This is a genomic window from Vibrio sp. B183 (assembly GCF_000740665.1).
GTDB lineage: Bacteria > Pseudomonadota > Gammaproteobacteria > Enterobacterales > Vibrionaceae > Vibrio > Vibrio coralliilyticus.
Genome location: NZ_JPQB01000005.1, coordinates 23891 through 49050 on the forward strand (window position 1 = coordinate 23891; position 25160 = coordinate 49050).

Here is a 25160-nt window from a genome sequence, read left to right on the forward strand (position 1 = left end):
GATTTGCTTACTCATTTAGTCCCCAATCATTTGTTTCAAGCTAGTCAGGATTAAGCCGTTGAACTGGAGACGCTTTACACAATTTCAGAGTGTACCACCATCACAAGCAGCATTAGCGCTAGGCATGATAGGACTGGGGCACGCATGGGCGTTATATATTCCTGACATTGGCGTTTTTATCCGCCCTTATCTTGCCGCAGGCGGTGCTATTCTGCTGCTACCAGTGCTAATAAAATACTTCAGCAGTTACTCCACTTTCATCAACGATATTCGACACCCACTGAGCGGCAGCTTGATGGCTCCCATGAGCATGGCATTGTTGATTTTGTGTGATTACCTCGCCGTGATCTCGCCCTTGATCGCCTACCCATTATGGTTTGCAGCGCTGTTGCTCCACATCACTATGATGGTGCTGTTTTTCTTCTTTCAGATCACACGTTTCAAAGTGTCGAATATGGTCCCTAGTTGGTTCTTGTATCCAGTGGGATTAATCAGTAGCTCGCTGGCAGGGACGAAGTTCGGTCATACGGTATTCTCTGAAACCTTAGTTAGCATCTGTATTACTATTTATTTCTTTATGCTGCCACTCGTGCTCTACAGGCTGATGTTTGAGGGCCGACTTCCTCGTAGGGCAAGACCGACTCTGGCCATCATGGCGGCACCGATCAACCTATCGTTGGCGACCTATCTGGTTAATTTCCAAAAGCCAGACCCTATTCTTACCGGCGCTTTGGCTGGAATTGCTATCACCATGACGTTAACGATCTACCTCTGTTATTTCCGTCTAATGCGGCTTAAATTCCAACCTTCGATTGCGGCCGTCACCTTCCCTTCCGTCATTAGTGCGATCGCGATGCACCGCCTTACGAGTTTTTTCGAGCAATATCATCCACATTGGCACTGGCTTCACAAATTTGGATTTTTTGAGCTGAGTGTCGCTACCGGACTGGTAGCTTGGGTGTTCGTTGGCTATATCAAAATGTACTGGCCAGAAATCTTTATCTCTTGCAAGAAAGGCAACTCTTATAAATAACACTACGTACCGAATAAATAATGGGAAATATAATAATTAGCTTTAGTTAGGCTCGGGTCAGCGTAGGGAAAGAATTCATATACTATTATAGTTGATATTTTTATTTGTAACAGACCACAAAATAATAAATATTAGCACTCGAACTTATATCCATTTTGGTTCATATATCATTTTGTCAGCTGGCACATGGTTTTAACAAAAAGGATATATTTATCATGAATACGCTTAACCATTACCCTCCTTTGCCAGATTTTATTAATAATAAAATAAATTTCTATCTGGATGACTTAATTAATACCAATAAGAACGGTAAGCATTTAGTTCTTGGAAAAAGGCCGCAAAGTGGCGACCTCGTTTTGCAAAGTAATGATTACCTCGATTTATCCAATAACCCCGATATCATTGATCACCATATTAGTTCTATTATGGAACGTAAAAATAGCCCATTTATGTCAGGTATATTTTTGCAGGATGAAAACTCCAAGCCTGAAGTAGAAGAAAAACTCGCCAAGTATGTCGGGTTTCAATCTTGTTTACTTTCTCAATCTGGTTGGGCGGCCAATACTGCCTTGCTACAAACCATTTGTGACAGTGAAACAAATGTCTACATCGACTTTTTTGCTCATATGTCTTTATGGGAAGGTGCGCGTATCGCCGGTGCTAACATCCATCCCTTTATGCATAATAACGTCAAGCATTTGAATAAGTTGATAAACCGGCATGGCCCTGGAATCGTTCTTGTCGATTCGGTTTACAGTACCATAGGCACCATTGCCCCCTTAGTCGAGCTCGTGTTACTCGCGAAGGAATATGGCTGTGCGATATTAGTCGATGAATCGCACTCCCTAGGTACTCACGGTAAACATGGTGCTGGTTTGTTACAAAGCTTAAAACTAAGTCATCAAGTCGACTTTATGACCGCCAGTTTAGCAAAAACGTTTGCCTATCGAGCTGGTGCTATTTGGTGCAACAATCGCGCTAATGATTGTGTACCATTTGTGGCTTACCCCGCGATATTTAGCTCTACGATGTTACCACATGAGTTGGATAGGCTCGATAAGACACTGGATATAATAAAAGAACAAGATAAAGAAAGAGCTTACTTACAGGAGTTAAGTGAGTATTTAAAAACTAACCTAGCAAATATCGGGCTAACTATTCGAAGTCAATCGCAAATAATAGCGGTTGAAACGGGAGATGAACGTAACACCGAAAAAGTGAGAGATTTTTTTGAATCACAAGGAATATTTGGTGCGGTATTTTGTCGACCCGCAACGACACCTAATAAAAACATAATACGTTTTTCACTTAATAGCTCTACCACTAAAGAAGAAGTAAATAAAATCATTCGCGCTTGTCAGACGGCTTACGAACTTCCAGATATGTATTTTATTTAAATAAATTTTAAAGGCCCAAACATCACGGGCCTTTTTAAATCCAGTTCGATATTTTATCCAGCAGTACTTCTGTACCGGCAGGCTTAATAATATAATCATTCATCCCTGACTGATGAATCTTATCGATAGCTACAGATGTAGAGTCACCAGTATGGCCTAAAATCGGAATATTGGCGTACTCACTATCTGATGAACGAATAGCATTCGCTGCATCAAGGCCATTCAGTTGTGGCATCTCAATATCCATTAGCACTAAATCGACAAGGTTGTTCTGCAGTTTATCTAACACTTCTTGCCCGTTCTGAGCTTGAATCACCTCAAACCCCTGCTGTTCTAAAAGTATCGACGTGTAAGTACGGAGTGAATGATTGTCGTCTGCAATGACAATCGTTTTGCCCACGCGGACTTCTTTTCTTGGGAGTAAGTTTCGGTCAGGCTCAGGAGACTCAAAGAACAATTCGTCCAAAACACGCCCTGGCTCTAGCGACATTCGATGCTTCTCAACAGGATAAATGGTGAGGTGCCTTTCTATATCGTTGTGATAGCGGTTGTTCTCATCGTAGAGAAACACGATTCTCGCTTCAGTAAAGTGAAGCTTATTCTCTAATGCTGCTAGTTGATCAGGTGAGGTTATCACTGCATCTAAATCGATGAATATCAAGTCGTATTCAAATTCGTATTCTTCCCTATTGTTTGCCAGCTCAAGGTCAACGGTGTTAAGGGTGAAGCCTTTGTAGAAAGACTGTTCATTGAGGAGCCGTGCAATAACACTTGTTTCCCCAACATAGAGGGCTGATTTAGATTTCATTAGATCCAGTTTTATATAATCGACTCTCGCAGAATGATAATGAGGGAACGTCAGCGTGAATTCAGTCCATTCATTCAACTCAGACCGACAGCTGATTCTGCCACCTAAAGCTTGCATCACTTTTCGACAAAATGGTAAACCGAGGCCATAACTGCCTGACTTACCGAAGGTATAGAAATCTTTAAAAATGTTTTCAAGCACTTCAGGGGCGATACCAACGCCGTTATCCCGAAATACGATGGTACTGTTTTTATCGGAGCACTTTATTTCAACAGTAATTTGGAAGTGATTGCCATTCTGATAATAAAATGCATTTTTGAGAAGGTTATACAAGGCATACTTGATGAGCGTATCACTACCAAAAACTTCGGCATCCTGTTCACATTTGAACTGAACAGCCTGTTTGTCCTTTGAGCTTTTGTAAGCAAAGCTGGATAGAGAATCTTCCGTAACACGTTTCAAAGAATGCTTTCTGAATGTCGACGTTGATACACGGTTTTCATCAATAGAAGTTAACAGAAGATCAATGGTTTCATTACCATTCTGAATCACTTCATCCGCATCACTGAGTACTTCTCTCGCAATGGTTAATTCTTGATGAGACATTGAGTAAAATTCAGCAGTTTTGGACTTTTCATCAGGTAACAAGGAACTTAGCACGTCAAACGATGCTTTCAGTGCACTTAGCGGGTTACGCATTTCATGAGCGATTCCTGCGCCAAAGGACTTAGCTATAGACACTTTACTCTCATGTTCAACCTGATTACGGAAGTAAAACAGGTTCCCAAACACATATGTGAAGAGAAAAATCGGCAAATATGGCCACACAATCTTCTCCATGGCCAAACTAAAGTTAAATCCGTAGACAGTAATAAAAGCAAACAACAACGAAATCGCGGCTTGCAGAAGCATAATTCGTGTTTGATGAACGAGCAGAACATGGAGAAAAACTGAAGCCATAAACGACATCGCCCATATCGTCGACCATTCGTTCATAAACATCATATAGCTAAAGAAGTACGGCAGGCAGATCGCTATCGAGACGAGATAATATTGCGGCATGTAACGCTGTATATGCTTAGGGAACGCATGCCGAAAAGCAATTATTGCGAATAGGAATGAACAGAAGAGCCTGAGCGTCAGGCTTTCGTATGGCTGAGGGAATAAGTAGGTCCAGACGTAGTAGTAAGTTGGAAAGCCAAGCAACCCCATCCAACCTACGAGCGTGAGGTTTGGTTCTGCATACTGGTATACTTTGCGAACTGATTCCAGAACTGCTGTCATGAATGATCCTGATGCCAACTAAAAGAGCTGTTTTAAAGGCCGCTCGACTTTTATAGCTTTTAACTAATAACTAGCACATTTAGCCACTTCCGACCAGAATATCGGCCTTATTAACTACTTTATGCGACATTGACTTTCAATTCGCTTCCCACTCGGCTGGACTTCACATCAATACGCAATGACATCTGTTCTTTAAGCTCGCTAACATGGGAAATTAAACCGATGGTTCTACCACTTTGCTGCAGGTCAATTAGCGTCTGGATGGCGAGATCTAATGACTCTGGATCTAAGCTGCCAAAACCTTCATCGATAAACAGCGTATCCAACCTGATACCGCCGCTGTACGATTGAACAACATCAGATAAACCAAGAGCTAAAGACAGCGCTGCCATGAAAGATTCTCCCCCTGATAAGGTTGCAACGTCCCTATTTTTGCCTGTGTAACTATCTTCTACTATCAGATCCAAGCCTCGTCCTGCCGCACCTTTGAAGCCTTCGGTTTTACGCGCAAGAATATAGCGTCCCTTACTCATCAGGCTGAGTCTCTGAGATGCTTGAATTAGAACATCATCCAGCAATACGCCAAGAACAAATCGATGCAAGCTAACCCGACTTCCAGTCTTACCACTAGCGACGTCATACAGGGTTCCATATACCCTGTACTCAGCTTCCAATTCCGCATTCTTTTCGTGCAGTAAGACAATATCACGACGAACTTTCTCAAATCGTTCAAACTTCGAACGAGTAGTATCTAGTGCATTTCTCGCTTCAACGTACTCTTGGCTGCTCAATTCAACAAGTTTTCCTAGCTCAATCAAATCTGGCACTTGCTGGTCTTTGAGCGTATATCTCAAATCCTCCAACGTCTGTTTCAGTTTAACTTCGGTTTTCGCGTGAGCTTCGACCGCAGCTTTCCAACGCTCTATTTGTTCATCCGTCGCCTTACTGTTTAGGTAAGCCTGCTCATTAGCAAACTGTGCTTCTTCAATTGAGACATGCCATTTCGTTTCTGCTTTATCTAAGCTGCGTTTTGCTTCCGCTAAAAGCTGTGTGTTGATCTGTCTTTGCCCTTCAAGCTCCGCATGATGCTTAGCAAGTCGCTGTTGCTGTTCATTGGCGTGCTCTAATTGCTTTTGCAAAGTATCGATTGATGCTTTGGTTTGCTTATATTCATTGTCGACAGATTCCACAGATTGATGCTGTTCACCAATGGACTGAACGAGCATGTCTAACCGCTGTTGAAGCGCCTGAAATGTTGCATCATGAGCAGACATATCCTCTCTCAGGCGATTAATTTCATTGTCACCTTTTTCACAGCGTTGATTGAGCGTTGCAACCTCCGACTCCATCTGCTCAAGGTTAATTGAAACCAATCCAGCTAACTTAGCCTGACATTCAGAGTACTGGTTCTGTACGAGATCTAAAGAGAGGTCTCTATGCTCCCCCAACTCTTCCTGAAACGCTTCAATTTGAGTTTTTTGACGAGAGATAAGGGCATTCTGTTGCTCCTCAATGCGAGTTTGTTCGTTTAAAGAGTTCAGGGACTGACGCTCTTGGTTACGATAAAACTCCACTTGCTCTTTAGTCACTTCTTGACCATCAAACGAAGCAGGGTTCGGGTGATCATCACTGCCGCACACAGGGCATGGCATACCTTGTTGAAGCTTACGAGCAAGAACCGCTGCCTGAGCATTATGCCAGCGCATTTCATATTCATCCGCTTGCTTGCTATGCTCTTGCCAATCGACCTTCAACTGTTTTACACGAGCTTGAATGGGCTGAAGACCTTGCTCTAAAGTAACCAATTCCTTAAACAACAACTGCAGTTTATTGAGGTCAGCAGTAAGACGCTGTAAGCGTGCAAGTTCAGACTCCACCGTCGCTTTACCTGCAATGGCTAGCTTCACATTCTCAAGTTCTTGTTGAGCTTTAGATGCTTCTTGTAATAGCTTTTCTTTATGCGCCTGATATTTGATTAAGGTCGCATTGAACTCTTGTTTCTTGGCGACAGAATCTTTCAGGCTTTTATCCAACTCCAACTTTTCGTTTAACTTAACTTTAATGCTTTCTAATTGGTAAAGCTTATCTGTCAATGTCGGAATTGATTGAGCTTGCAGCGTAAGCGTATCCAACTGCTGTTTGTGCTCTTCTATCGCAACATTTGAAAGTTGCAACGCTTTCTCAAGAGAACTGCCTTTTTCAGTTAGATCATGGACCTGTTTTGAGAGTGAAGTCCAGTTGGTATAAGGCACGTCTAGCTTGGAAGCTTGCTGAGCGATGGCCAATTTTTGTTGAATTTGAGCGTTGCTATCGCTTTTCTCACTATGCTCTGACAGCGCTTTCTCTGCACTTTGCAGCTTTTCAAATTCACCTTGTAATTGGTTAGCTTTCTGTTGTGTTTCTTTGTTTTTATTCAACTTTTCAAGGGCAACCTTTTCACTCAAGCTCACCTCTTCAAGCAGCTTGGCGACAACATCAAGTTGCTCCGTTAACTCTTGTTCAGTGCTGGCTTCTGCCACTTGCAGGGCACCGCGAATCTGGTTATCAAACTCATCCTTTGATTTGCTGATCGCGCTCGCTTTGTCTTTCAGCGCAAACTCGATTTTCTTGTAAATATCAGTCTGGAACAATTGACCGAAGATCTCTTCCCTCTCTTTGGAGCTTGCAAGCAAGAGTTCACGAAACTTGCCCTGTGGTAACACCATCACCTGACGAAACTGAGTTTCATTCAGACCAATTAGTTCTGCGACCTCAACTTTAACCTGCGCTGTCTTGCTGGTTATCAGCTGCTCTTCATTCGTAATCTCATACAAAGAGGCAGTGTGCTTCCGTGTTGTTGTGCCTTCACCTCGGGCTTTAGGCGCGAGTTGATCGGGTGATCTCGTGACTCTGTAGCGCTTATCCTTAAGTGCGAACTCGAACACCACTTCGGTCGGTAACGAAACTGCTGCCATATCACAGCGCATCTGCGTCCCTTCTCTTTCATTACCTGTTGTTTGGCCGTACAAAGCAAAACAAATGGCATCTAGAATAGAAGTCTTACCTGAACCTGTTGGGCCGTTAATCAAAAACAGTGGATTGGAACCAAGCAGTGTAAAGTCGATGTTTTCAGTGTTAGCAAAAGGACCAAATGCCTGCATTGTCAGTGATAATGGTTTCATTGCTTGCCCTTACTGCTTTACCAGTTGTTTAATGATGTCGGTTATTGCGTAGTTTTGATCTTCACTTAGCTCACTATTTTGTGCTTCAAGGAAAAAATCTTTGAACATATCCACTTCACTACGAGCAAGCTTTGCCTGAGCCATTTCCTGTTCAATGCCCACTAACATACCTGGCTTTTCGATATGCAGAACATTTGGGTAAACCGCGCGAAGCTTTTCCATGGGGTTAAGAATGGCGTGTTTATCCAGCAAACGAACCAACAAGTAATCGTGATTATTCGGATCTGTTTTACCAGCGGCGATAACTTCGTCTAACTCCCCTTCGATGATCCGCATTTGGTGAGGAGCAGTGAGATCAATGTGAGTTGCAGAAACAAAACCTTGTTCATTTAACTCAACCAACGTCATTCCTTTCTTCTGGTGTTGTTCGGAGAAGCTGTATTTCATTAGTGAGCCCGAGTAACGGATGTAATCTTCACCCTTTTTTTGCGGCTGGTGCAGATGGCCCAAAGCCACATAGTCAAAATCGACAAAATGCTCATGGCTGACTCGGTCTGAGCCGCCAATCGATAAAGGACGTTCGGACTCGGACTCAATCGCACCATCAACAAAGCAGTGGCTTATCAAGACATTCTTTTGATCGGGTTTGAACTGGGATTTAATCTCTTCACTCAGCAGTCGATGAGCGTCATCGTGCGTTGATACAGACTGGCCAAAATGGTGGCGAACTAATTCAGGGTCGTTGTAGGGCATGCCATAAAAAGCCACTTCTCCAACGTCCGTATTCAAGACAACAGGTTCCAGCATCTCTTCAAAATTTGAGATAATGTGCAAACCTGCCCCTTTCATCTGTGAGGAGCCAAAGCCTAATCGCTGAGCACCATCATGATTACCGGGTATCAGAATAATGGGTAGCTTCAGTTCGTTGCATACCTGACGGACAAATTCGTTCATCAACTCAATCGCAGCCGTCGGCGGAACCGAGCGGTCATAAATATCTCCGGCAATTACCAGAGCATCAACGGAGTTAGATTGCAGATATTCTATCACTTGAGCCAAAACGGCTTTTTGATCGTCCAGAAGAGAAACATTGTGGAATTGGCGTCCGAGGTGCCAGTCAGAGGTGTGAAGAAACTTCATTTAAGCCCTGCATTATTCTTATCGTCTAGGGCAGGATAATACCATTCTGAACCGTCTACTATCCAGAATGGTATTGATTTTAACTAGCTTGGCGCATGCTCTTTACAGAACTTGATCGCTTCATCAAGCAATTCAAGTGCAGATTTATCACATTCGGGTAGTGCTGCGTCACTACTGCCCAAAGGCGTTACGCGGTCACCCCATTTAATATGGCCTGCTCCCCACGTCAGTCCAGCACCAAATGCTGCCAGTAGCAAGTTATCGCCAGGTTTAACGAATCCTTCCTCCATGGCTTCACACAACGCCAGTGGTACAGTAGCCGCTGACGTGTTGCCATATTTGTGGATGTTCACAAACGCTTTTTCTTGGCTAATACCAGACAAGTCACACAATGTTTGAATGATGCGAATGTTTGCCTGATGCGGGATCACTACGTCGACATCTTCGGTAGAGAGCTGGCTACGCGCAAGCACGTTTTGAGCCGCTGAACCCATGCCTTTAACGGCACGCTTAAAGATTTCTTTTCCTACGAAGTTGAATTCCCAATAACCGTTATCTGCTGCAAAGCGATCCATCGAAGTACCAAATTTGGGGACAGAGAGAATATCACGCCCTTTCGAATCACAACCTAACTGAGCTTGCTGTAATCCAACAGGCTTATCTGTTTTGCTCAGCACGACAGCACCGGCGCCATCGCCGAACAATACCGCGGTATCACGCATGGTCCAGTCGATAAAGAAAGATAGACGCTCGGCACCTATGACCAAAGCGTTGTTATAGTTACCCGCCTGAATCATACGTGTCGCTGTCTCTAGGCTGTAGAGAAAACCTGTACACGCAGCATTTAAGTCAAACGCCGTGGTCCCAATCATGCCAAGGTTCTGAGATACCTTTGACGCGATGTTCGGAATAAGAGAGTCTGGAGAACAGGTTGCGACGATAAGTAAATCAATATCACTCGCTTCAAGACCAGCACATGCTAGCGCATGTTTGGCAGCCACCGTCGACATATCAGACGTATTAACATGGCTGATACGGCGATTCTCAATGCCTGTACGCGTGCGAATCCATTCATCTGAAGTGTCAAGGAATGTACTTAAATCATCGTTGGAGAGCGTGGTTGGCGGCACGCATTTACCCCAACCTGTTATTTCTGCGTAGAATGTTGTCATTCGAAGCCTTTTATTCTTATTTGAGTTAGCGGCCCATTCGATCTGTTCAGTAAGACTGATAGAACTCTTGGGTAAATACTATTTTCAGAGTATAACTAGCGATTATCTGTGGTGTCACCTAATTGGTAAAATAGACGTCACACTTGCGTAGAAAAACACAAACAAGAGAAAAGTCATGTCTACATTCAACACACGTTGCCCTTCTTGCTCTGGCGTAAATCGTGTTCCTAATGAACGAGTATCTGAAAGCCCGAAATGCGGTAAATGCCAATCGGATTTACTGGACGGTACGCCGGTTGAAGGAACCGAACTCAACTTTGATGCTATTTTGAACAGCAACCAACCCGTCGTCGTTGACTTTTGGGCGCCATGGTGTAACCCATGTGTCGGTTTCGCACCTGTATTTTCTGATGTCGCCAAAGAGCGAGCAAATAATGTTCGATTTGTAAAAATAGACACGGAAAGCCAGCAAAACCTTGCAGCTAACTACCAAATTAGAAGCATTCCTACTGTCATGGTATTCAAAGATGGCAAAAGAGTTGATGTTATCAACGGAGCTCTACCTAAAGGCCAATTTGATCAGTGGCTTAATGAAGCTTTAACTAAGTAGCAGAAACAAAAATTTCCGCTCTAAAAGGCCGCTAGCATTCATCGCTAGCGGCCTTTTCTTTTATCTATAGCGAAAACTCGTGTCGAAAAATGATTTTTATCGACACGACTAAAATTATTCGTTTTACCCAATATCAAAATCGCTCCATAGTCGCGCCAAAAGACGTTCCATTTTATTAACTAACTCAAGAGGCTACGACGTTGGAAAACATTCTTGCTCCTGCACCAAAAGCTCGCATCTCAGTACCTGTTATCGCGCTGGCTCTTTATGCGGTAGCATCAGGCTACTTAATGAGCTTGATCCCACTTATGCTACCGGATTACGGGCTGGACAGCTCGTTGGCCAGTTGGTTAGCCAGTGTTTTCTATGCAGGTCTTTTAGTTGGTGCGATTGCGATTGAACCGTTAGTCACTCGATTAGGTCATAAGAACGCATTTGTTCTTTGTTTAAGTCTTTTCATTGCAACAATTTTCGCGTTGCCAGTATTTACCAACTCAGTAGCATGGATGTGTGCACGCTTTTTGGCAGGTATCTCTGTCGCTGGCGTATTCGTTATTGTCGAGTCATGGTTGCTACATGGCGATGAAGCAGCCAGAGCAAAACGTCTTGGTCTGTATATGGCGGCACTTTACGGTGGTAGTGCGATTGGCCAATTAGGAATTGGTGTATTGGGGGTTAACGGTGGCGTGCCTTTTATTGCCATCTTGACTCTGCTGCTACTCGCTATCGTGGTATTGCTGTTTGGAGAAACCGATCAACCAGAGTCTGCACATACGACCAATCTATCGTTCAAGCAGATTACTAGATTAAGCCATGCCGCGATTATTGGTTGCATTGTTTCTGGCCTGATCCTTGGCGCTATTTATGGATTAATGCCATTAGAACTCGCGCAGCAAGGTATTGATCATGATGACTTAGGTGGATTGATGGCTCTTGTCATTCTTGGTGGCATGGCAGTTCAACCGATTGTGCCATGGATGTCAAAGTACTTTGGTCGAACTTTATTGATGGCTTTCTTCTGCTTACTTGGCACAGCGGCCATTAGCCTGATTGTACTAGACGAAAACATCAGGATTTTAGCGGTCGGAATATTCTTGCTAGGCGTCGCTGCTTTTGCTCTATACCCCATCGCAATCAATCTAGGCTGCGATAAATTGGAGTCAGAGTATATTGTGTCAGCAACACAAGTCATGCTGTTCAGCTATAGTTTGGGGTCTGTTTTCGGGCCAATCATTGCGGATTGGTACATGTCTGGAGATCATGGATTGATGGGCTACCTGTTTGCGATACTGCTGGCAACTTGCCTATATATGCTTGTGGCTAGCATCAAGACAAAACACCAAGCTGTCGCTGGTGAATAATTCAATCACTTCTTTTCCTTTTATGCCGGTTAGACGCCCCTCTAGCCGGCTTTTCGGGCACTGCTCTGCGCTCGTGAATCAAATGACGAATCGCGAGAATAGGATGAGGTAACAACATGCGCGGCCCGGCATAGCGCATAACTTGGCGCATTTGTTCTTTAGGTTCAGGCTTATAGCAATGAATCGGACACTTATTGCAGGTGGGCTTGTCTTGACCATACGGGCAGCGATCAAGCCTCGCCTCAGCGTACTCTTTCAGCTCTAGGCACGAGTGACACAAACAACCGTCTGGCAATCCATGGTGATCGCGACAATAAATCGCAATCATCGCACTGACCGTCTTAAACTCTGTCAGTAACTTGCCTTGTAATACATCCGAATGGGTAAACTTCATTAATCTGCGAACGACAATTGATATAAAAGTAAGTCAATTTTATCGCTTATTTGGCCTTGGACTTTGACATAGGTAAAGCCGAGTCGATTTAGCAGACTTTTGCTGGCTTCATTGTCCGAAGATGTTATCGCTACTAATTCTTCAATATCGCTGCGTTGTCTTGCGTACTCTACAACCGCTTGTCCAGCTTCTAAGCCATAGCCCTGACCAAATGAATCTGGCATAAAACCATAACCAATGTCATAGGCATCCAGCTCGTCGCGCTTAATCAAACCACAAACACCGAGCTGTTTACTGTCTGATTTACTTTCAACGACAAGCAAGCAAACACTTTTCGCCTCTCTCATCGCAAGCATATTGTTACGAATATATTCGACAGCATCGCCGCGGCTTCTAATGTGTTTGTCACCCACAAAGCGAAGGAAGCCTTCCGTGTTGTAGAGTGACTGAATAAAGACTGCATCTCCCTCAGTTGGTAAGCGCAGTTTCAAACGGTGAGTTTCTAGGTTTTCCATATCAGGTACTTACGTATTACTTAGGTAAGTGGTGAGCTTACCACCTACACTTAACGTAGAAAGTGATTGAGGTTTAGAAGCTCAATTCTTGTTCCACGGAGGCCGACTATGCGCTGTTTGATTCTCACTCTATTGCTTATTCAGAGTATTGGACTCGCGTGGAGTTACCCCGCCTACTCACCGAAATGGGCGCATAGAAGCGTGATTTACTTTGCGCCAACCAACGACGAACATGTGAAGCAGTTTTTACTTGAGACCCTAATCAATGAATGCGAATTGTCCGACCGCGACATCATCACCTTAGTCGTTACTCAAGATGGGTTTACCATTCCATCTTGGGTTAAAAACGAATTTAACCTATCAAGTATGTTCAGAGTCTACGATGTTGAACCGGGTACACATACCGCAATATTGATTGGAAAAGACGGCTCAGAAAAATTGCGTTGGGGCAAAGAAACGGATTGGGAAAACATCAAGCAGACCATTGACTTAATGCCGATGCGTCAATATGAAATGGAGCAGAAGCAAAGCCCCTGCTCTGCATAGCTAAAATAAAACCACAGCTCCTTCGTCAACTTCCACCGGCCAACATTTAATCTTTACGTCTGGTTTTTCAATACATTCACCTGTTTTTAGGCTGAAATGCTGCTTATAAAGGGGAGAAGCGACACACAGCTCTCCTTTAACATCACCGACTATGCCTCGATTCATGACGTAAGCCTTACCTATCGGGTCCCAGTTTTGTATCGCAAAAACACCTTTATCAGGAATTCGGAAAAGCGCCACTTGTTCGCCATCAATTAATGCAGCCCTACCTTCGTAGGGTACTAAGTCATCCAATCGGCATATTTTTAGTTTCTGTTCGGTAATCATAGCTCCTCCTTAACTGGAATTCGCTGTCCTCTGATTCGCTGGTAAGGGAGCGCTTGGCTCGTAGAATCATCATTGATGAACGGACGGAACTTGCTGAGCTTATCCGGATTTTCCAGTGTACTCTTCCACTCACATTGGTAGGTTTCGACAATGTGCTGCATTTGGCTTTCGAGTGAGTCACACAAGCCCAATGAATCCTGGATCACCACTTGTTTCAGATACTCAAGGCCGCCTTCAAGGTTTTCCATCCACACTGAGGTTCGTTGTAATCGGTCAGCAGTACTGACATAAAACATCAGCACCCGATCAATAAGTTGTACTAACTGCTCTTTAGTCAGGTCCGAAGCCAAGATATCAGCATGTCTTGGGCGCATTCCCCCATTGCCACACACATAAAGGTTCCAACCTTTTTCTGTTGCGATAACACCAATGTCTTTGCTTTGCGCTTCTGCACATTCTCGCGTACACCCTGAAACTGCGAACTTAATCTTATGTGGCGCTCGCAAGCCTTTGTATCGGTTCTCCAATTCGATAGCTAACCCTACAGAGTCATCAACGCCATAGCGACACCATGTTGATCCTACACAAGATTTTACTGTGCGAAGTGACTTCCCATAGGCGTGACCCGTTTCAAAGCCTGCATCGATCAGTGTTTGCCAGATCTCCGGTAGCTGCTCCACTTGTGCACCAAAAAGGTCGACTCGTTGACCGCCAGTGATCTTGGTGTACAAATCGAACTTCTGCGCAACTTCACCGAGTACAATGAGCTTCTCCGGTGTAATCTCACCACCCGCAACCCGAGGGACGACCGAATATGAGCCGTCTTTCTGTAGGTTTGCCATGAATGCATCATTCGAGTCTTGGAGCGCACTGTGTTGAGGCTCCATGATGTGTTCGTTCCAAAGAGAAGCAAAGACTGATGCTGCGGTTGGTTTGCACAGATCACACCCTAATCCTTTGCCATGCTTGCTCAATAAAGTGTCAAAGTCTTTGATTTGCTCGACCTGACAAATATGAAACATCTCTTGTCGAGACATTTCAAAGTGTTCGCAAACATGATTATTGACTTCAACACCCATCGCCATTAGCTCAGCATCGAGTACTGTCTTAACCATATTGCTACAGCCACCACAGCCTGTCCCAGCCTTGGTTTGAGTTTTCAGAGTATCTAAATCATGTGCGCCAGCTTGAATGGCCGACACTAAATCGCCTTTGGAAACGTTGTGGCAGGAACATATGATCGCTGTATCGTTCATTTCCCCTTGCAGCATACTGGTATCAAACAGGAGGTTGGCAGCGTGATAGGGAAGTTCAGTTTGATTGAGATAACATTGCAGTAACGCATCGTAGTCTGAGTTGTCACCCACCAAGATCGCCCCGAGCAAAAATTTACCCGTTTCATCGACAACTAGCTTTTTGTAAACACCGGACACCGTGTCTTGCAGGGTCATCTCCTGTGCGCCTTCCGTCGCTTTATGAGCATCACCGATCGACGCCACATCGACACCAAGCAGTTTGAGCTTAGTGCTCATGTCAGCGCCTGTAAATCCTGTCGTTTCTCGTGCTGTTAGCTTGTCTGCCACTACCCGCGCCATGGCGTATCCGGGGGCAACCAACCCAAATATCTTTTGTTGCCACAACGCGCACTCTCCAATGGCGTAGATGTTTGCGTCGCTTGTCTGACATTCATCATCAATTACAATGCCACCTCGCTCCCCCAATGTGAGCCCTGCTTCCCGACCAAGTGCGTCTTGTGGCCGTATGCCGGCGGAAAACACAATGACATCCACTTCCAATGGTTCAGCGTCTTTGAACACCAAACGATGCCGAGCGGTTTCGCCGTCGCAGATTTTTTCTGTGATCATTGAGTTGTGAACGCTCAGCCCCATGGCTTCGATTTTTTCTTTTAGCACAGTGCCCGCTCCGTCATCGAGCTGGACAGGCATCAAGCGCGGTGCAAATTCCACAACGTGGGTCTTAACTCCAAGCAGTTTTAACGCATTTGCGGCTTCTAGACCTAGCAATCCACCGCCAATAACCGCACCTGTTTTCGCCCCTTGGCACGCTTGCTTGATCTGAGAAAGATCTTCCAAGGTACGATAAACAAAGATGTCTTCTCTGTCTTTGCCTTCAATTGGTGGAACAAAAGGATACGAGCCTGTCGCAAGCACCAACTGGTTGTAGCCAAGATTATCTTCGCCATCCAGTATGATACGTTTAGCCTGCTTATCGATAGAAGTCACCTGACTACCCAGAATCAACTCAATCCCGTGTCTCTGATACCATTCTTCACTACTCAGCATTAGATCCTGATGAGACTTTCCCGAAAACAAAGACGACAATTGAACTCGGTCGTAGGCTATAAACCTCTCTTCACCAATCACGGTGATCTTCTTTTCCAAATGCGCCCCACGCTCGACGAGCTGTGCGACAAGGTGGTGGCCGACCATGCCATTTCCGACAATCACTACATGTTCCATACTCACTTCCTTATGCTGTCTTCGCAGGTGCAGGTTTACTGTTTACTTTTTTCTTATCTGCTGGCGACTCTTGTTTCGATTGCTTTTCGTACAGGAATTTCAAAACAGATTGACGATAGCGCTGATAAACAGGGTTTTCAGCGAGTTCCACGCGATTTCGTGGGCGAGGAAGTTGAATTTCCAGAACTTCACCAATGGTTGCTGCTGGTCCGTTGGTCATCATGACTATCTTGTCTGAAAGCAGCACAGCTTCATCGACATCGTGAGTAATCATGATCACGGTATTGTTTAGCTCCGCCTGAATGCTCATTAATGAGTCCTGAAGGCGTGCGCGTGTTAATGCATCCAACGCACCAAACGGCTCATCCATAAGCAAGACTTTTGGCTTGAGTGCCAGCGCTCTAGCGATCCCAACACGTTGTTTCATCCCTCCAGAGATTTCATCCGGTTTTTTATCTGCGGCTTGAGTCATCTGAATCAGTTCAAGGTAATGCTCAACTTGCTCGCGAATCCAGTGCTTACCTTTACCACCCGCCACCTGCTTTACCGCCAGCTCAACGTTTTGATACACCGTTAGCCAAGGGAGTAAGGAGTGATTCTGGAACACAACAGCCCTATCTGGTCCTGGCCCGCTCACTTCACGACTATCGACAATCACGCCACCATCAGTGGGTAGGTGTAGCCCAGCGACAAGGTTGAGGACCGTTGATTTCCCACAGCCAGAGTGGCCAATCAGCGACACAAATTCGCCTTTATTAATTTGGAGGTTGACGTTTTTCAGCGCGATAAATTCACCATTGGGTGTCGGGAATCGCATTCCGAGTTGCGTCAAATCTAATAGTGGTTTTGACATCATTAATTCCTTTTATCGCAATGCTTGCTGTTTGTTCCATGAAAGCCATTTCTGAAGCTGCAACATTCCTCTGTCGAGCATTAGTCCAATAAAGCCAATCGTAATAACAGCGACCATAATCCGCCCTAGTGATGCTGAACTGCCGTTTTGAAATTCATCCCAGACAAATTTCCCTAGCCCTGGGTTTTGCGCCAACATCTCGGCCGCAATGAGTACCATCCATGCAATACCTAGCGATAACCTGAGGCCGGTGAAGATCATAGGAATAGCTGAAGGCAGAACAATGGTTCGGATATGCTGCCACCAAGACAGTTGAAGTACCTTGCTGACGTTAATCAGATCTTTGTCGACACTCGTAACACCTACAGCAGTATTAATTAAAGTCGGCCATAAGCTACACAAAGCCACCGTCAGTAGTGAGTTAATAAAAGACTTCGCAAACAAAGGATCGTCACTCACATAGGTCGCGCTCACTACCATGGTGACAATAGGTAACCAAGCCAATGGCGACACTGGTTTTAGTAATTGAATGATTGGGTTAAATGCTTGATAAAGCCCTTGGTTGAGCCCCAGCATTATCCCGAGTGGGATGGCAATCAGTGTCGCCAACAAAAATCCGGCTGCCATCGTAATTAGACTGGTGATGATCTGGTCAAAGAATGTCGGCTTTCCTGTATAAGGCCTTATCTTCACTTTTGCTTCAGGATTCTTTGCCAACTTTGCTGCGTTGCGCTTTTCCTGACGTTCAATAAAAGCTTGTTCTTTGTCTCTTTCTTGCCAATGTTCGTTAACCAGATTACTAAACTGTTGATATGTCTGAACTGGCCCCGGCAATGTGCCGAGTGATGTTTCGACCTGACGGGCGCTTAAATGCCAAAACATAAGAAACATCAGAATACCGATCATAGGGAACAGAATCAGTTTACTTTTATTAGCCACCAGCTTAGGGCTGGAAACCAGCGATATGACATTGCTAGGCATACTTACTCCTTTACTTCTTAATTCCTTTTTAAAGGAGAGCAGATTGCTCCCCTTCATTGCCTCTAAACCTTGTCTTTACCTTTCAAACCGATACTGAATTTCTTGAGGTAGGCATTAGGCTCTCGACCGTCGTAAACAATGTTGTCGATGAAATGAGTTTGAGGAGCTCGAAAACCATCTTCCTTAGCGAAGTCTGGGAAATCTTTCTCAGTCAGAACACCGTCCTCTATTAATGCATCGGCTGCTTGCTGGTAGATATCTGGTCGGTAGACTTTTTTCGCGATGCCCATGTACCAGTCATCCGATTGTTCCTGAGAAATTTGGCCCCAGCGGCGCATTTGCGTCAGATACCAAATGGCGTCACTGTAGTAAGGATACGTTGCGTTGTAACGGAAAAAGACATTGAAATCCGGCACAGCTCGCTTGTCGCCTTTTTCGTATTCAAACGTTCCCGTCATTGAATTCGCGATCACTTCTGCATCTGCACCAACGTACTCGCTTTTCGCTAGCAGTTTGACTGCTTCGTCTCGGTTGGCGTTGTTATTTTCATCCAACCAATGTGCCGCTCGAATTAACGCCTTCACAACCCGTATGTGGGTATTTGGGTATTTCTCTGCCCATGACTTCGACACTCCGAATACTTTTTCAGGATTGTTTTTCCAGATTTCATAATCCGTGACGACCGGCGCGCCAATCCCTTTAAACACCGCCTGTTGATTCCAAGGTTCACCTACGCAATAACCTTTAATGGTGCCTGCTTCCATAGTTGCTGGCATCTGTGGTGGTGGTGTTACGCTCAGCAATACATCTGCATTGACCTGTCCGCTGTTATCACCCGTTTCAGGTGCGTAGTAGCCGGGGTGTATCCCGCCTGCAGCTAACCAGTAACGTAGTTCGTAGTTATGTGTCGATACTGGAAACACCATCCCCATGTTGAAGGGCTTACCTTCATCAAGGTAGCTTTCGACAACTGGTTTGAGTGCATCCGCTTTGATTGGGTGAACAGGTTTTCCATCAGCCTGTTTGGGGATGTGTGGCTTCATCTCTTCCCAAGTATCATTAGAGACCGTGATCGCATTACCATTTAGGTCCATGCTAAACGCAGTGATAACTTCAGCCTGTGTACCAATACCGATGGTTGCCCCCAAAGGTTGACCAGATAACATGTGCGCGCCGTCAAGCTCACCGTCAATGACACGGTCAAGCAGAACCTTCCAGTTAGCTTGCGCTTCCAACGTGACATACAGACCTTCATCTTCAAAAAAGCCTCTCTCGTAAGCAACCGCAAGCGGTGCCATATCAGTGAGCTTAATAAAACCAAACTTGAGATCTTCCAGTTCAGGCTCGCCGAGTTCAGCCCAAGCAGACGGTACAGAGACCGATAATGCTAGGGGAAATGCCAGTAGTGATTGTTTAAAAGTTGACGTCCATTTCATTCGCTTTCTCCAAATAAAAAGCGCTACTGCTCTTTCGAGCAGTAGCGCCGTTGCATTCCTACATTACCGCCGTTGGTAACGTTGAATCGCGTGTGAACCAAATTTCTAAAATATGTGTTCCAAGTTACGTGCCAATACTATTTTTCTTTTTATTTCATAACCTTATTAACCTGAAGCATTTAGTCGAAACGATTGATGCTATTAAGTTGTGCATACTGCACCATTACGGAAATTTATGTCTAACCCTAAAGAGGTAGCTCGCTATTTCAAGGTTTCTAAAGTGATCAATATGTTTTTCGCCACTTGAGCCAAGGTCTGGCTCGACTGCATTGCAGATTTTCGCATCGCTTTATAGGCAGACTCTTCATCCACATTATGCATTTTCATCAGCAACCCTTTGGCTTTTTCTATCATTTTTCGCTCTTCCAGTTTCCCTGCTAAGGATTCAATTTCAGACTCCATCGCGAGCAATGATGCCCTCGCAATAGCGGCATGTTCGAGCCAAGGTTTAAGGCTAAGATCAGAATCGGCAGGTAACAAAACGTAATCCATACGCTCTGGTAAACGATTAATATCATTGGATAAAAACTGCTTAATCACGACGAGTAATGGCCGCTGTTTCTCGCGACAAACATCAATGATTAAACGAAGTTCTGCACTGGGCTGTTTCCAACCCGCTACAACATTGGCACCCGGCTCACGTTGCAACAAGGCTTCAAATTGGCTTAGCTGACATCCAATGACATCGTCATAATCCTGAGCCAATAAGGTGGTCAGCCTTGCTTGTTCTTCCAGCGAATCGCAGCAAACAATGGTGGGAGTTTTAGAGATTTTCTTTTGCATAACATTCCTTGTTTTATCTCTTTGCTTGTAAGAGACATAACAAGGAATGTGCCAGAGTGATTAAGTCAACTTAGGTAGGGACTCAAAAAATGCTTATGAGCGAGACTAACAATGTTTTGACCATAGCTGATACGCTTGCTCAAAGGATTTGTCTTTATCGCCCGTTTCAGCAAACAGAATGCTAGCCATTGTGGTAACAACGGTGTTTGCCATCATATTCAGCTCTTCCTCTGGCGTACATAACGGGCACTCATCAGGCAATGGAATGTCTGTGAGCATTTGTTCCGTCCAATAGTGCGATTCCACACCGGAAGGCGTACTCATCCAAACCGTTTGACTGACCTTAGGGTTATATTCGGACTCCCCAGATTGGCCTTTGAAGGACACAACCGCATGGCGAGTCAGCCCGATTTCACTCTCTACCTCGGCATGCAACTGCTGGAATCCGGGGTGAAAGCTGCCACGAATGCCAATCTTGGCACCACCTGGGTTTAGCGCTCTCACCACGGTGTTAATCGGGGTACGTAAACCATAGCGATTTTTCCAGCCAATCATGGTTTCAGCTTGAGGCGCGAAATGCTTGAGCGGCAGGTATGCAATGTTGCTTTCTTCGAGCACATTCTTGGCGTGTTCCGCTGACTCGACCATTTTGACATCCAGAACACTCAGGTAATCTTCTGCATGCTCTCGCCCAGCGGGCCTGTCGTGATAGCCGTGCAAGAGCACTTTTCTGCCACTATCAGCCAGTATTTTTGCTGCCAACAGATGCCATGGTTTGCCTGCGGCTTTTCTTTTACCTGCGTAACATGGCCAGTCAATATCGGCGCCAATGTTAGGCACGCGAGATTGAAATGCTTTTACGAAGCCAGCAATTTCCTGACGAGTTTCATTTTGCACTCGAATCAGCATCAGCAGCATAGCCATCTGATCATCGTCGCATCGTCCATCAAGGTAATCATCCATGACGTGAAAAGCTTGATCAAACGTCAGCGGCTTACGGCCTCGTTCACCTCGACCCACCGTTCGAATACATTCCTGAATTATGCTCATATTACCTCTTGAGAAATCACCGACTCTACGGTCGCGTTAAGTTGTTCACGAAGTGTGACGACTTCCCCTAAGATAATCAATGCCGGACTCACACCTTTCAGCGCTTCTGACAGACTTGTTAGGCGGCTTAAGCTTGATACATAGACTTTCTGCTGAGAGCTACACCCGTGTGTTACTACCGCTAAAGGAAAGTCATCACTCATACCGTGACAAAGCAATCCATCTTGTATCTCACTGGCCTTTTCCAATCCCATATAAAACACCAACGTTTGCCCAGACGATACGAGTTGAGCCCAAGCAGGTAGCGCGCCTGATACGACTTGCCCCGTCACAAACGTCACGCTTCGTGCCAACGCTCTGTGCGTCAACGGAATATAGGACGCCGCTGCACAACCTATGGCGGCGGTGATGCCAGGTACTACTTCATAATTAATGTTGTTTTGCGCCAGCAGTAGCCCTTCTTCACCTCCACGACCAAAAATAAAAGGGTCTCCTCCTTTAAGCCTCACGATCATGTAGCCAGACTCTGCTAAATCCACCAAAATCTGGCTGATTTCTTCCTGTTTTAAACTAGGCTGACCACAACGTTTACCTACATAGATCAGTTTCTCGGCCTTTTCTGCTAGATCTAAAATCTCTCGATTGACTAAGCGGTCGTAAACCACCACATCAGCCTGCTTAATTAGTTTTAACGCTTTGACGGTCAGTAAGTCAGGGTCATTTGGGCCAGCGCCAACTAGATAGACTTTTCCTTTTGTTCGATAGCGGTCAAGTTTGTTTAGCTTACAAGAATCGTTATACAGTCGACGGTGTTCGCTGAAGCTTGCACCTTTCAAATCTGAATATGAACCTTCCCTTAGATTGATATCGTATTTCATCTTATGCCCCTTTATTTCATCACTGCTCTATTAGCACTATGCTCATTCACTAACGCTTCAACCTGAGGAATACACGAGCCGCAATTAGTGCCGCATTTGAGGTGATTCTGTAATTGGGAAACATTGTGACAACGACTGCCCTCCAAAGCAGAAGTAATCTGTTTGTCACTAACTCGAAAACAGCTACATACCAGTTGGCTGGACTTCTCACTCGAAGCAACCGTAATTAGCTCAGCAAATGACAGTGGTTTACCAATCAAATCAATCAGTTTGGTGTAGTCAATTTCAACAGGCTTGGGGGAAACAACAAGGATAGAAGTGACAATACGGCAACTTGAGGTCTCTTCATAATCAAAAGCCAACCAGCCTACTGGCAGATCAAGCGTAATCCTCTGTTGGTTAGATTTCTGACCGTAAGACTTGGATACGCGTTTTGTATTAGCAAATCGCCAAATACCAGACTGCTTTTCCGCCTGAAATGCACAGTAAGCAAAAGCCTCTTTAGAGAATTGAGCACCAATGTACAAACCGTAGCTAGCAATCTTCTCTGGCAATACTTCAACACGACTGGACTTAAAAGCTGGCTGCCCAGAATGAGGGTCGACTAAGCGGCTTACCACAGCATTAACTTGACTGTTTCCAGCATAATCTCCAGCCCAATGCATCGACATATACAGCTGTTTTATCGGCAGGCTCTCTTCAATCGTGGCTTTAGCCAGTATGCTGTTGTCACCGTTCACGACCCTAACCAACTCACCCTTTTTAGCACCTAGTAGATCGGCGGATAATTGGCTCATATAAACTGTAGGCTCCAATTCGCTTGCAGCCAGATGAGCAATGTGCCCTGTTCGTGTCATTGTATGCCACTGGTCTCGCTGCCTACCTGTATTGAGCCACCAGTGCGGATCTTGAGCTTCCGGCAGCTGGTCACTGACAACAAATTTTGCCTTGCCATCAGGAAAGCTAAATTTCCCATCTGAAAATGGCTTCTCTTTACCCCACTGCTGAGGTTTCCAATTGTCATATTCTTGTTCGGAAATATCTGCGTGTTCAGAGAGATCAAGCATCAGCGATGAGTCTTGATTCAATGCTGTCATGGCGGCGAACTCTCTAAATATGTCCACTTCATTGGAGAAACCAAATCCGTTTGCTATTTCCATTCGCTCACAGAGCTTTTGGCCCACTTCACAAATCGCTTGCCAGTCTGGCTTGGCACACCCAGGTGGTTGAATAAATCGACGTTGCCGAGTTATGCGCCTTTCTGAATTGGTGACCATGCCCTGCTTTTCTCCCCAGCCAGCAGCCGGTAAAAGGAGATCGGCGTATTTCGCAACATCCGAATCAGGCGTGATGTCAGAAACAATGACCATTGGGCAGCGTTCCAATGCTCGACGAACGTAGTCATGATCCGGCATGGATACCACGGGATTCGTCGCCATGATCCAGATAACCTTGATATCACCGCGTTCAACCGCTTCAAACATCTCTACCGCTTTCAATCCCGGTTTTGTCGCAATATCAGGTGAGCGCCAAAACGCTTTGATAACGTCAATCGATTCTTGGTCGAAGCCGCGATGAATCGCTAGCTGATTGGCCAGCCCGCCGACTTCACGCCCACCCATGGCATTGGGCTGGCCAGTAATCGAAAACGGTCCTGCGCCTTCCATACCAATAGAGCCAGTGGCTAAATGCGCATTAATGATCGCATTACCTTTGTCTGAACCAGTTTGTGACTGGTTTACACCCTGACAAAATACCGTAACCACTTTTCGCGTTTCACTGAACCAGCGATAAAATGTCAGCAGTGATAGTTTATCAATGCCAAGTGTATCGCTCAGTTGAGCGAGAGTGAATTTGGAACTTTTGAGCTTTTCCGCTAATTGGTCGAAGCCTGAGGTGTTCCGCTCAATAAATTCAGTATCCAAGCATCCAGTGTCAATACAGTGCCTTATAAGTCCGTCGAAAAGCGCGATATCAGCATCGTTGGGGATAGAAAGATGAAGATCCGCTTGTTGAGCCGTTACCGTTTTCCGGGGATCAATCACCACGAGCTTCAGCTTTGGATTCTTTTCTCTTGCTTGCTGGATACGCCTGAAGATCACCGGATGCGCCCATGCGGTATTCGCGCCGCATATAACAATGAGTTCGGCTTTATCTAGGTCGCTGTAGTTGACCGGTACCACATCTTCCCCAAACGCACGATTATGTGCCACTACCGCGGAAGACATGCAAAGCCGTGAATTGGTATCAATGTTTGCACTGCCAACGAAGCCTTTCATCAGCTTGTTTGCGACATAATAATCTTCAGTCAGAAGCTGGCCTGATACATACATCGCTACAGAATCAGGACCCTCCGTTTGTATTGAGTTGTTCATGGCTTCTGCAATCACATCTGTCGCTTCATGCCAACTGATTTCTTTGCCATTGAACTTAGGGTAAAGCAAACGAGACGGCATATTGAGGCTCTCAGCTAACGCTGAACCTTTCACACAAAGCGCCCCTTTGTTCGCAGGATGCGCATCGTCACCTACAATCTTCCCTTTATCGACTTTCACCCCACAGCCAACTCCGCAATAGGGACAGGCTGTCTTTATACATTCCGTTGTCATCACTCACTCCTTGAAATAAAAAAGCCTCCTCCACTGCTTTAGTGAAGGAGGCTTCATTGCCCGTGACGTTGTTGTACATTCTTTTCTAACTCGCGACTTTGAACACGAGCAAAACCAGTGCCATACTAGGATTTTAAATAATTCAATAAGTTACCATTTCAACCACTTCTCAGTCGCACCAACTCTGTGCATCGCAATACCATAGTGGTTCACTTCATCGGTATCTTCATCAACTGAACATGCGCACTACTTTCGGAATTTGAGTACGAACGTACACAGGCT

20 protein-coding genes are annotated in these 25160 nt (G+C 45.1%); 5 read left to right on the plus strand and 15 right to left on the minus strand.

All coding sequences use genetic code 11. The features are described from left to right. The first annotated feature begins 58 nt into the window (after positions 1-58). Together IX95_RS05750 and cqsA are read left to right on the plus strand one after the other, a co-directional pair. Entirely contained in the window at positions 59-1033 is a 975-nt protein-coding gene (locus IX95_RS05750) for a TDT family transporter (RefSeq protein ID WP_038157731.1), read from the plus strand. A 215-nt stretch (positions 1034-1248) separates the two neighbouring features. Then, on the plus strand, positions 1249-2430 hold the full coding sequence (gene cqsA / locus IX95_RS05755; RefSeq protein WP_038157736.1) for an alpha-hydroxyketone-type quorum-sensing autoinducer synthase: 1182 nt from the start codon (positions 1249-1251) through the stop codon (positions 2428-2430). Between the two features lie 34 nt (positions 2431-2464). Here cqsA and IX95_RS05760 read toward each other — a convergent pair whose 3' ends face one another. The 4 genes from IX95_RS05760 to IX95_RS05775 form a co-directional block, all read right to left on the minus strand. Next, entirely contained in the window at positions 2465-4522 is a 2058-nt protein-coding gene (locus IX95_RS05760) for a hybrid sensor histidine kinase/response regulator (RefSeq protein ID WP_019275098.1), read from the minus strand. A gap of 119 nt (positions 4523-4641) precedes the next feature. After that, positions 4642-7683 carry an AAA family ATPase gene (locus IX95_RS05765; RefSeq protein ID WP_038157739.1) on the minus strand — a complete coding sequence of 1014 codons (3042 nt, stop codon included), beginning with the start codon at positions 7681-7683 and terminating at the stop codon, positions 4642-4644. Between the two features lie 9 nt (positions 7684-7692). Further along, entirely contained in the window at positions 7693-8823 is a 1131-nt protein-coding gene (locus tag IX95_RS05770; RefSeq protein ID WP_038157742.1) for an exonuclease SbcCD subunit D, read from the minus strand. A gap of 83 nt (positions 8824-8906) precedes the next feature. Then, the gene (locus tag IX95_RS05775; protein ID WP_006960878.1) at positions 8907-9995 is read right to left on the minus strand and encodes a ketoacyl-ACP synthase III; all 1089 of its coding nucleotides are present in this window, start codon (positions 9993-9995) and stop codon (positions 8907-8909) included. Between the two features lie 175 nt (positions 9996-10170). Here IX95_RS05775 and trxC point away from each other — a divergent pair, with 175 nt between their 5' ends. Beyond that, entirely contained in the window at positions 10171-10605 is a 435-nt protein-coding gene (gene trxC, locus IX95_RS05780; RefSeq protein WP_038157744.1) for a thioredoxin TrxC, read from the plus strand. A gap of 200 nt (positions 10606-10805) precedes the next feature. Continuing rightward, positions 10806-11966: an MFS transporter gene (locus tag IX95_RS05785; RefSeq protein ID WP_038157745.1), complete on the plus strand. Its 1161-nt coding sequence runs from the start codon at positions 10806-10808 to the stop codon at positions 11964-11966. A 1-nt stretch (position 11967) separates the two neighbouring features. Here the strand turns inward: IX95_RS05785 and IX95_RS05790 are convergent, their stop codons facing one another. Next, positions 11968-12360 carry a nitrous oxide-stimulated promoter family protein gene (locus tag IX95_RS05790; protein ID WP_029236036.1) on the minus strand — a complete coding sequence of 131 codons (393 nt, stop codon included), beginning with the start codon at positions 12358-12360 and terminating at the stop codon, positions 11968-11970. Then, positions 12360-12875 (minus strand): GNAT family N-acetyltransferase, encoded by a 516-nt coding sequence (locus IX95_RS05795; protein WP_019275103.1) that lies wholly within the window; start codon positions 12873-12875, stop codon positions 12360-12362. The genes IX95_RS05790 and IX95_RS05795 overlap by 1 nt, the downstream gene beginning before the upstream one ends. Positions 12876-12983: 108 nt before the next feature. On the opposite strand from IX95_RS05795, the gene IX95_RS05800 reads away from it, so the two are divergent. Further along, entirely contained in the window at positions 12984-13421 is a 438-nt protein-coding gene (locus tag IX95_RS05800) for a DUF4174 domain-containing protein (protein ID WP_038157753.1), read from the plus strand. Here the strand turns inward: IX95_RS05800 and nirD are convergent, their stop codons facing one another. From nirD to IX95_RS05845, 9 genes are all read right to left on the minus strand, one after another. Beyond that, positions 13422-13748, minus strand: coding sequence for a nitrite reductase small subunit NirD (gene nirD, locus IX95_RS05805; protein WP_038157756.1), 327 nt, complete (start codon positions 13746-13748; stop codon positions 13422-13424). Continuing rightward, on the minus strand, positions 13745-16228 hold the full coding sequence (gene nirB / locus IX95_RS05810) for a nitrite reductase large subunit NirB (protein WP_038157757.1): 2484 nt from the start codon (positions 16226-16228) through the stop codon (positions 13745-13747). Before nirB ends, nirD begins: the two co-directional genes overlap by 4 nt. 10 nt (positions 16229-16238) lie before the next feature. Further along, a complete protein-coding gene (locus tag IX95_RS05815) occupies positions 16239-17081 on the minus strand; it encodes an ABC transporter ATP-binding protein (RefSeq protein ID WP_038157763.1) in 843 nt (280 codons plus the stop codon). Between the two features lie 12 nt (positions 17082-17093). Next, positions 17094-18062, minus strand: a complete 969-nt coding sequence (locus tag IX95_RS05820; protein WP_038157766.1) for an ABC transporter permease — start codon at positions 18060-18062, stop codon at positions 17094-17096. A 62-nt stretch (positions 18063-18124) separates the two neighbouring features. Next, positions 18125-19498, minus strand: a complete 1374-nt coding sequence (locus tag IX95_RS05825) for a CmpA/NrtA family ABC transporter substrate-binding protein (RefSeq protein ID WP_038157768.1) — start codon at positions 19496-19498, stop codon at positions 18125-18127. Between the two features lie 261 nt (positions 19499-19759). Continuing rightward, complete coding sequence (locus tag IX95_RS05830; protein ID WP_006960859.1) at positions 19760-20341, minus strand: ANTAR domain-containing response regulator; 582 nt, start codon at positions 20339-20341, stop codon at positions 19760-19762. A gap of 105 nt (positions 20342-20446) precedes the next feature. Continuing rightward, positions 20447-21391, minus strand: coding sequence for a glycosyl transferase family protein (locus IX95_RS05835; protein WP_038157771.1), 945 nt, complete (start codon positions 21389-21391; stop codon positions 20447-20449). After that, complete coding sequence (cobA, locus tag IX95_RS05840) at positions 21388-22269, minus strand: uroporphyrinogen-III C-methyltransferase (protein ID WP_038157773.1); 882 nt, start codon at positions 22267-22269, stop codon at positions 21388-21390. The genes IX95_RS05835 and cobA overlap by 4 nt, the downstream gene beginning before the upstream one ends. Before the next feature lie 11 nt (positions 22270-22280). Beyond that, positions 22281-24878: a nitrate reductase gene (locus IX95_RS05845; protein WP_038157774.1), complete on the minus strand. Its 2598-nt coding sequence runs from the start codon at positions 24876-24878 to the stop codon at positions 22281-22283. Between the last annotated feature and the right edge of the window lie 282 nt (positions 24879-25160).

Excerpts from the sequence above, each read along its gene's own strand:
- cqsA (WP_038157736.1), top strand. The coding sequence starts at position 1,249 with ATGAATACGCTTAACCATTACCCTCCTTTGCCAGATTTTATTAATAAT.
- IX95_RS05760 (WP_019275098.1), bottom strand. The coding sequence starts at position 4,522 with ATGACAGCAGTTCTGGAATCAGTTCGCAAAGTATACCAGTATGCAGAA.
- IX95_RS05765 (WP_038157739.1), bottom strand. The coding sequence starts at position 7,683 with ATGAAACCATTATCACTGACAATGCAGGCATTTGGTCCTTTTGCTAAC.
- IX95_RS05770 (WP_038157742.1), bottom strand. The coding sequence starts at position 8,823 with ATGAAGTTTCTTCACACCTCTGACTGGCACCTCGGACGCCAATTCCAC.
- IX95_RS05775 (WP_006960878.1), bottom strand. The coding sequence starts at position 9,995 with ATGACAACATTCTACGCAGAAATAACAGGTTGGGGTAAATGCGTGCCG.
- trxC (WP_038157744.1), top strand. The coding sequence starts at position 10,171 with ATGTCTACATTCAACACACGTTGCCCTTCTTGCTCTGGCGTAAATCGT.
- IX95_RS05790 (WP_029236036.1), bottom strand. The coding sequence starts at position 12,360 with ATGAAGTTTACCCATTCGGATGTATTACAAGGCAAGTTACTGACAGAG.
- IX95_RS05795 (WP_019275103.1), bottom strand. The coding sequence starts at position 12,875 with ATGGAAAACCTAGAAACTCACCGTTTGAAACTGCGCTTACCAACTGAG.
- IX95_RS05800 (WP_038157753.1), top strand. The coding sequence starts at position 12,984 with ATGCGCTGTTTGATTCTCACTCTATTGCTTATTCAGAGTATTGGACTC.
- nirD (WP_038157756.1), bottom strand. The coding sequence starts at position 13,748 with ATGATTACCGAACAGAAACTAAAAATATGCCGATTGGATGACTTAGTA.
- nirB (WP_038157757.1), bottom strand. The coding sequence starts at position 16,228 with ATGGAACATGTAGTGATTGTCGGAAATGGCATGGTCGGCCACCACCTT.
- IX95_RS05815 (WP_038157763.1), bottom strand. The coding sequence starts at position 17,081 with ATGTCAAAACCACTATTAGATTTGACGCAACTCGGAATGCGATTCCCG.
- IX95_RS05820 (WP_038157766.1), bottom strand. The coding sequence starts at position 18,062 with ATGCCTAGCAATGTCATATCGCTGGTTTCCAGCCCTAAGCTGGTGGCT.
- IX95_RS05825 (WP_038157768.1), bottom strand. The coding sequence starts at position 19,498 with ATGAAATGGACGTCAACTTTTAAACAATCACTACTGGCATTTCCCCTA.
- IX95_RS05830 (WP_006960859.1), bottom strand. The coding sequence starts at position 20,341 with ATGCAAAAGAAAATCTCTAAAACTCCCACCATTGTTTGCTGCGATTCG.
- IX95_RS05835 (WP_038157771.1), bottom strand. The coding sequence starts at position 21,391 with ATGAGCATAATTCAGGAATGTATTCGAACGGTGGGTCGAGGTGAACGA.
- cobA (WP_038157773.1), bottom strand. The coding sequence starts at position 22,269 with ATGAAATACGATATCAATCTAAGGGAAGGTTCATATTCAGATTTGAAA.
- IX95_RS05845 (WP_038157774.1), bottom strand. The coding sequence starts at position 24,878 with ATGACAACGGAATGTATAAAGACAGCCTGTCCCTATTGCGGAGTTGGC.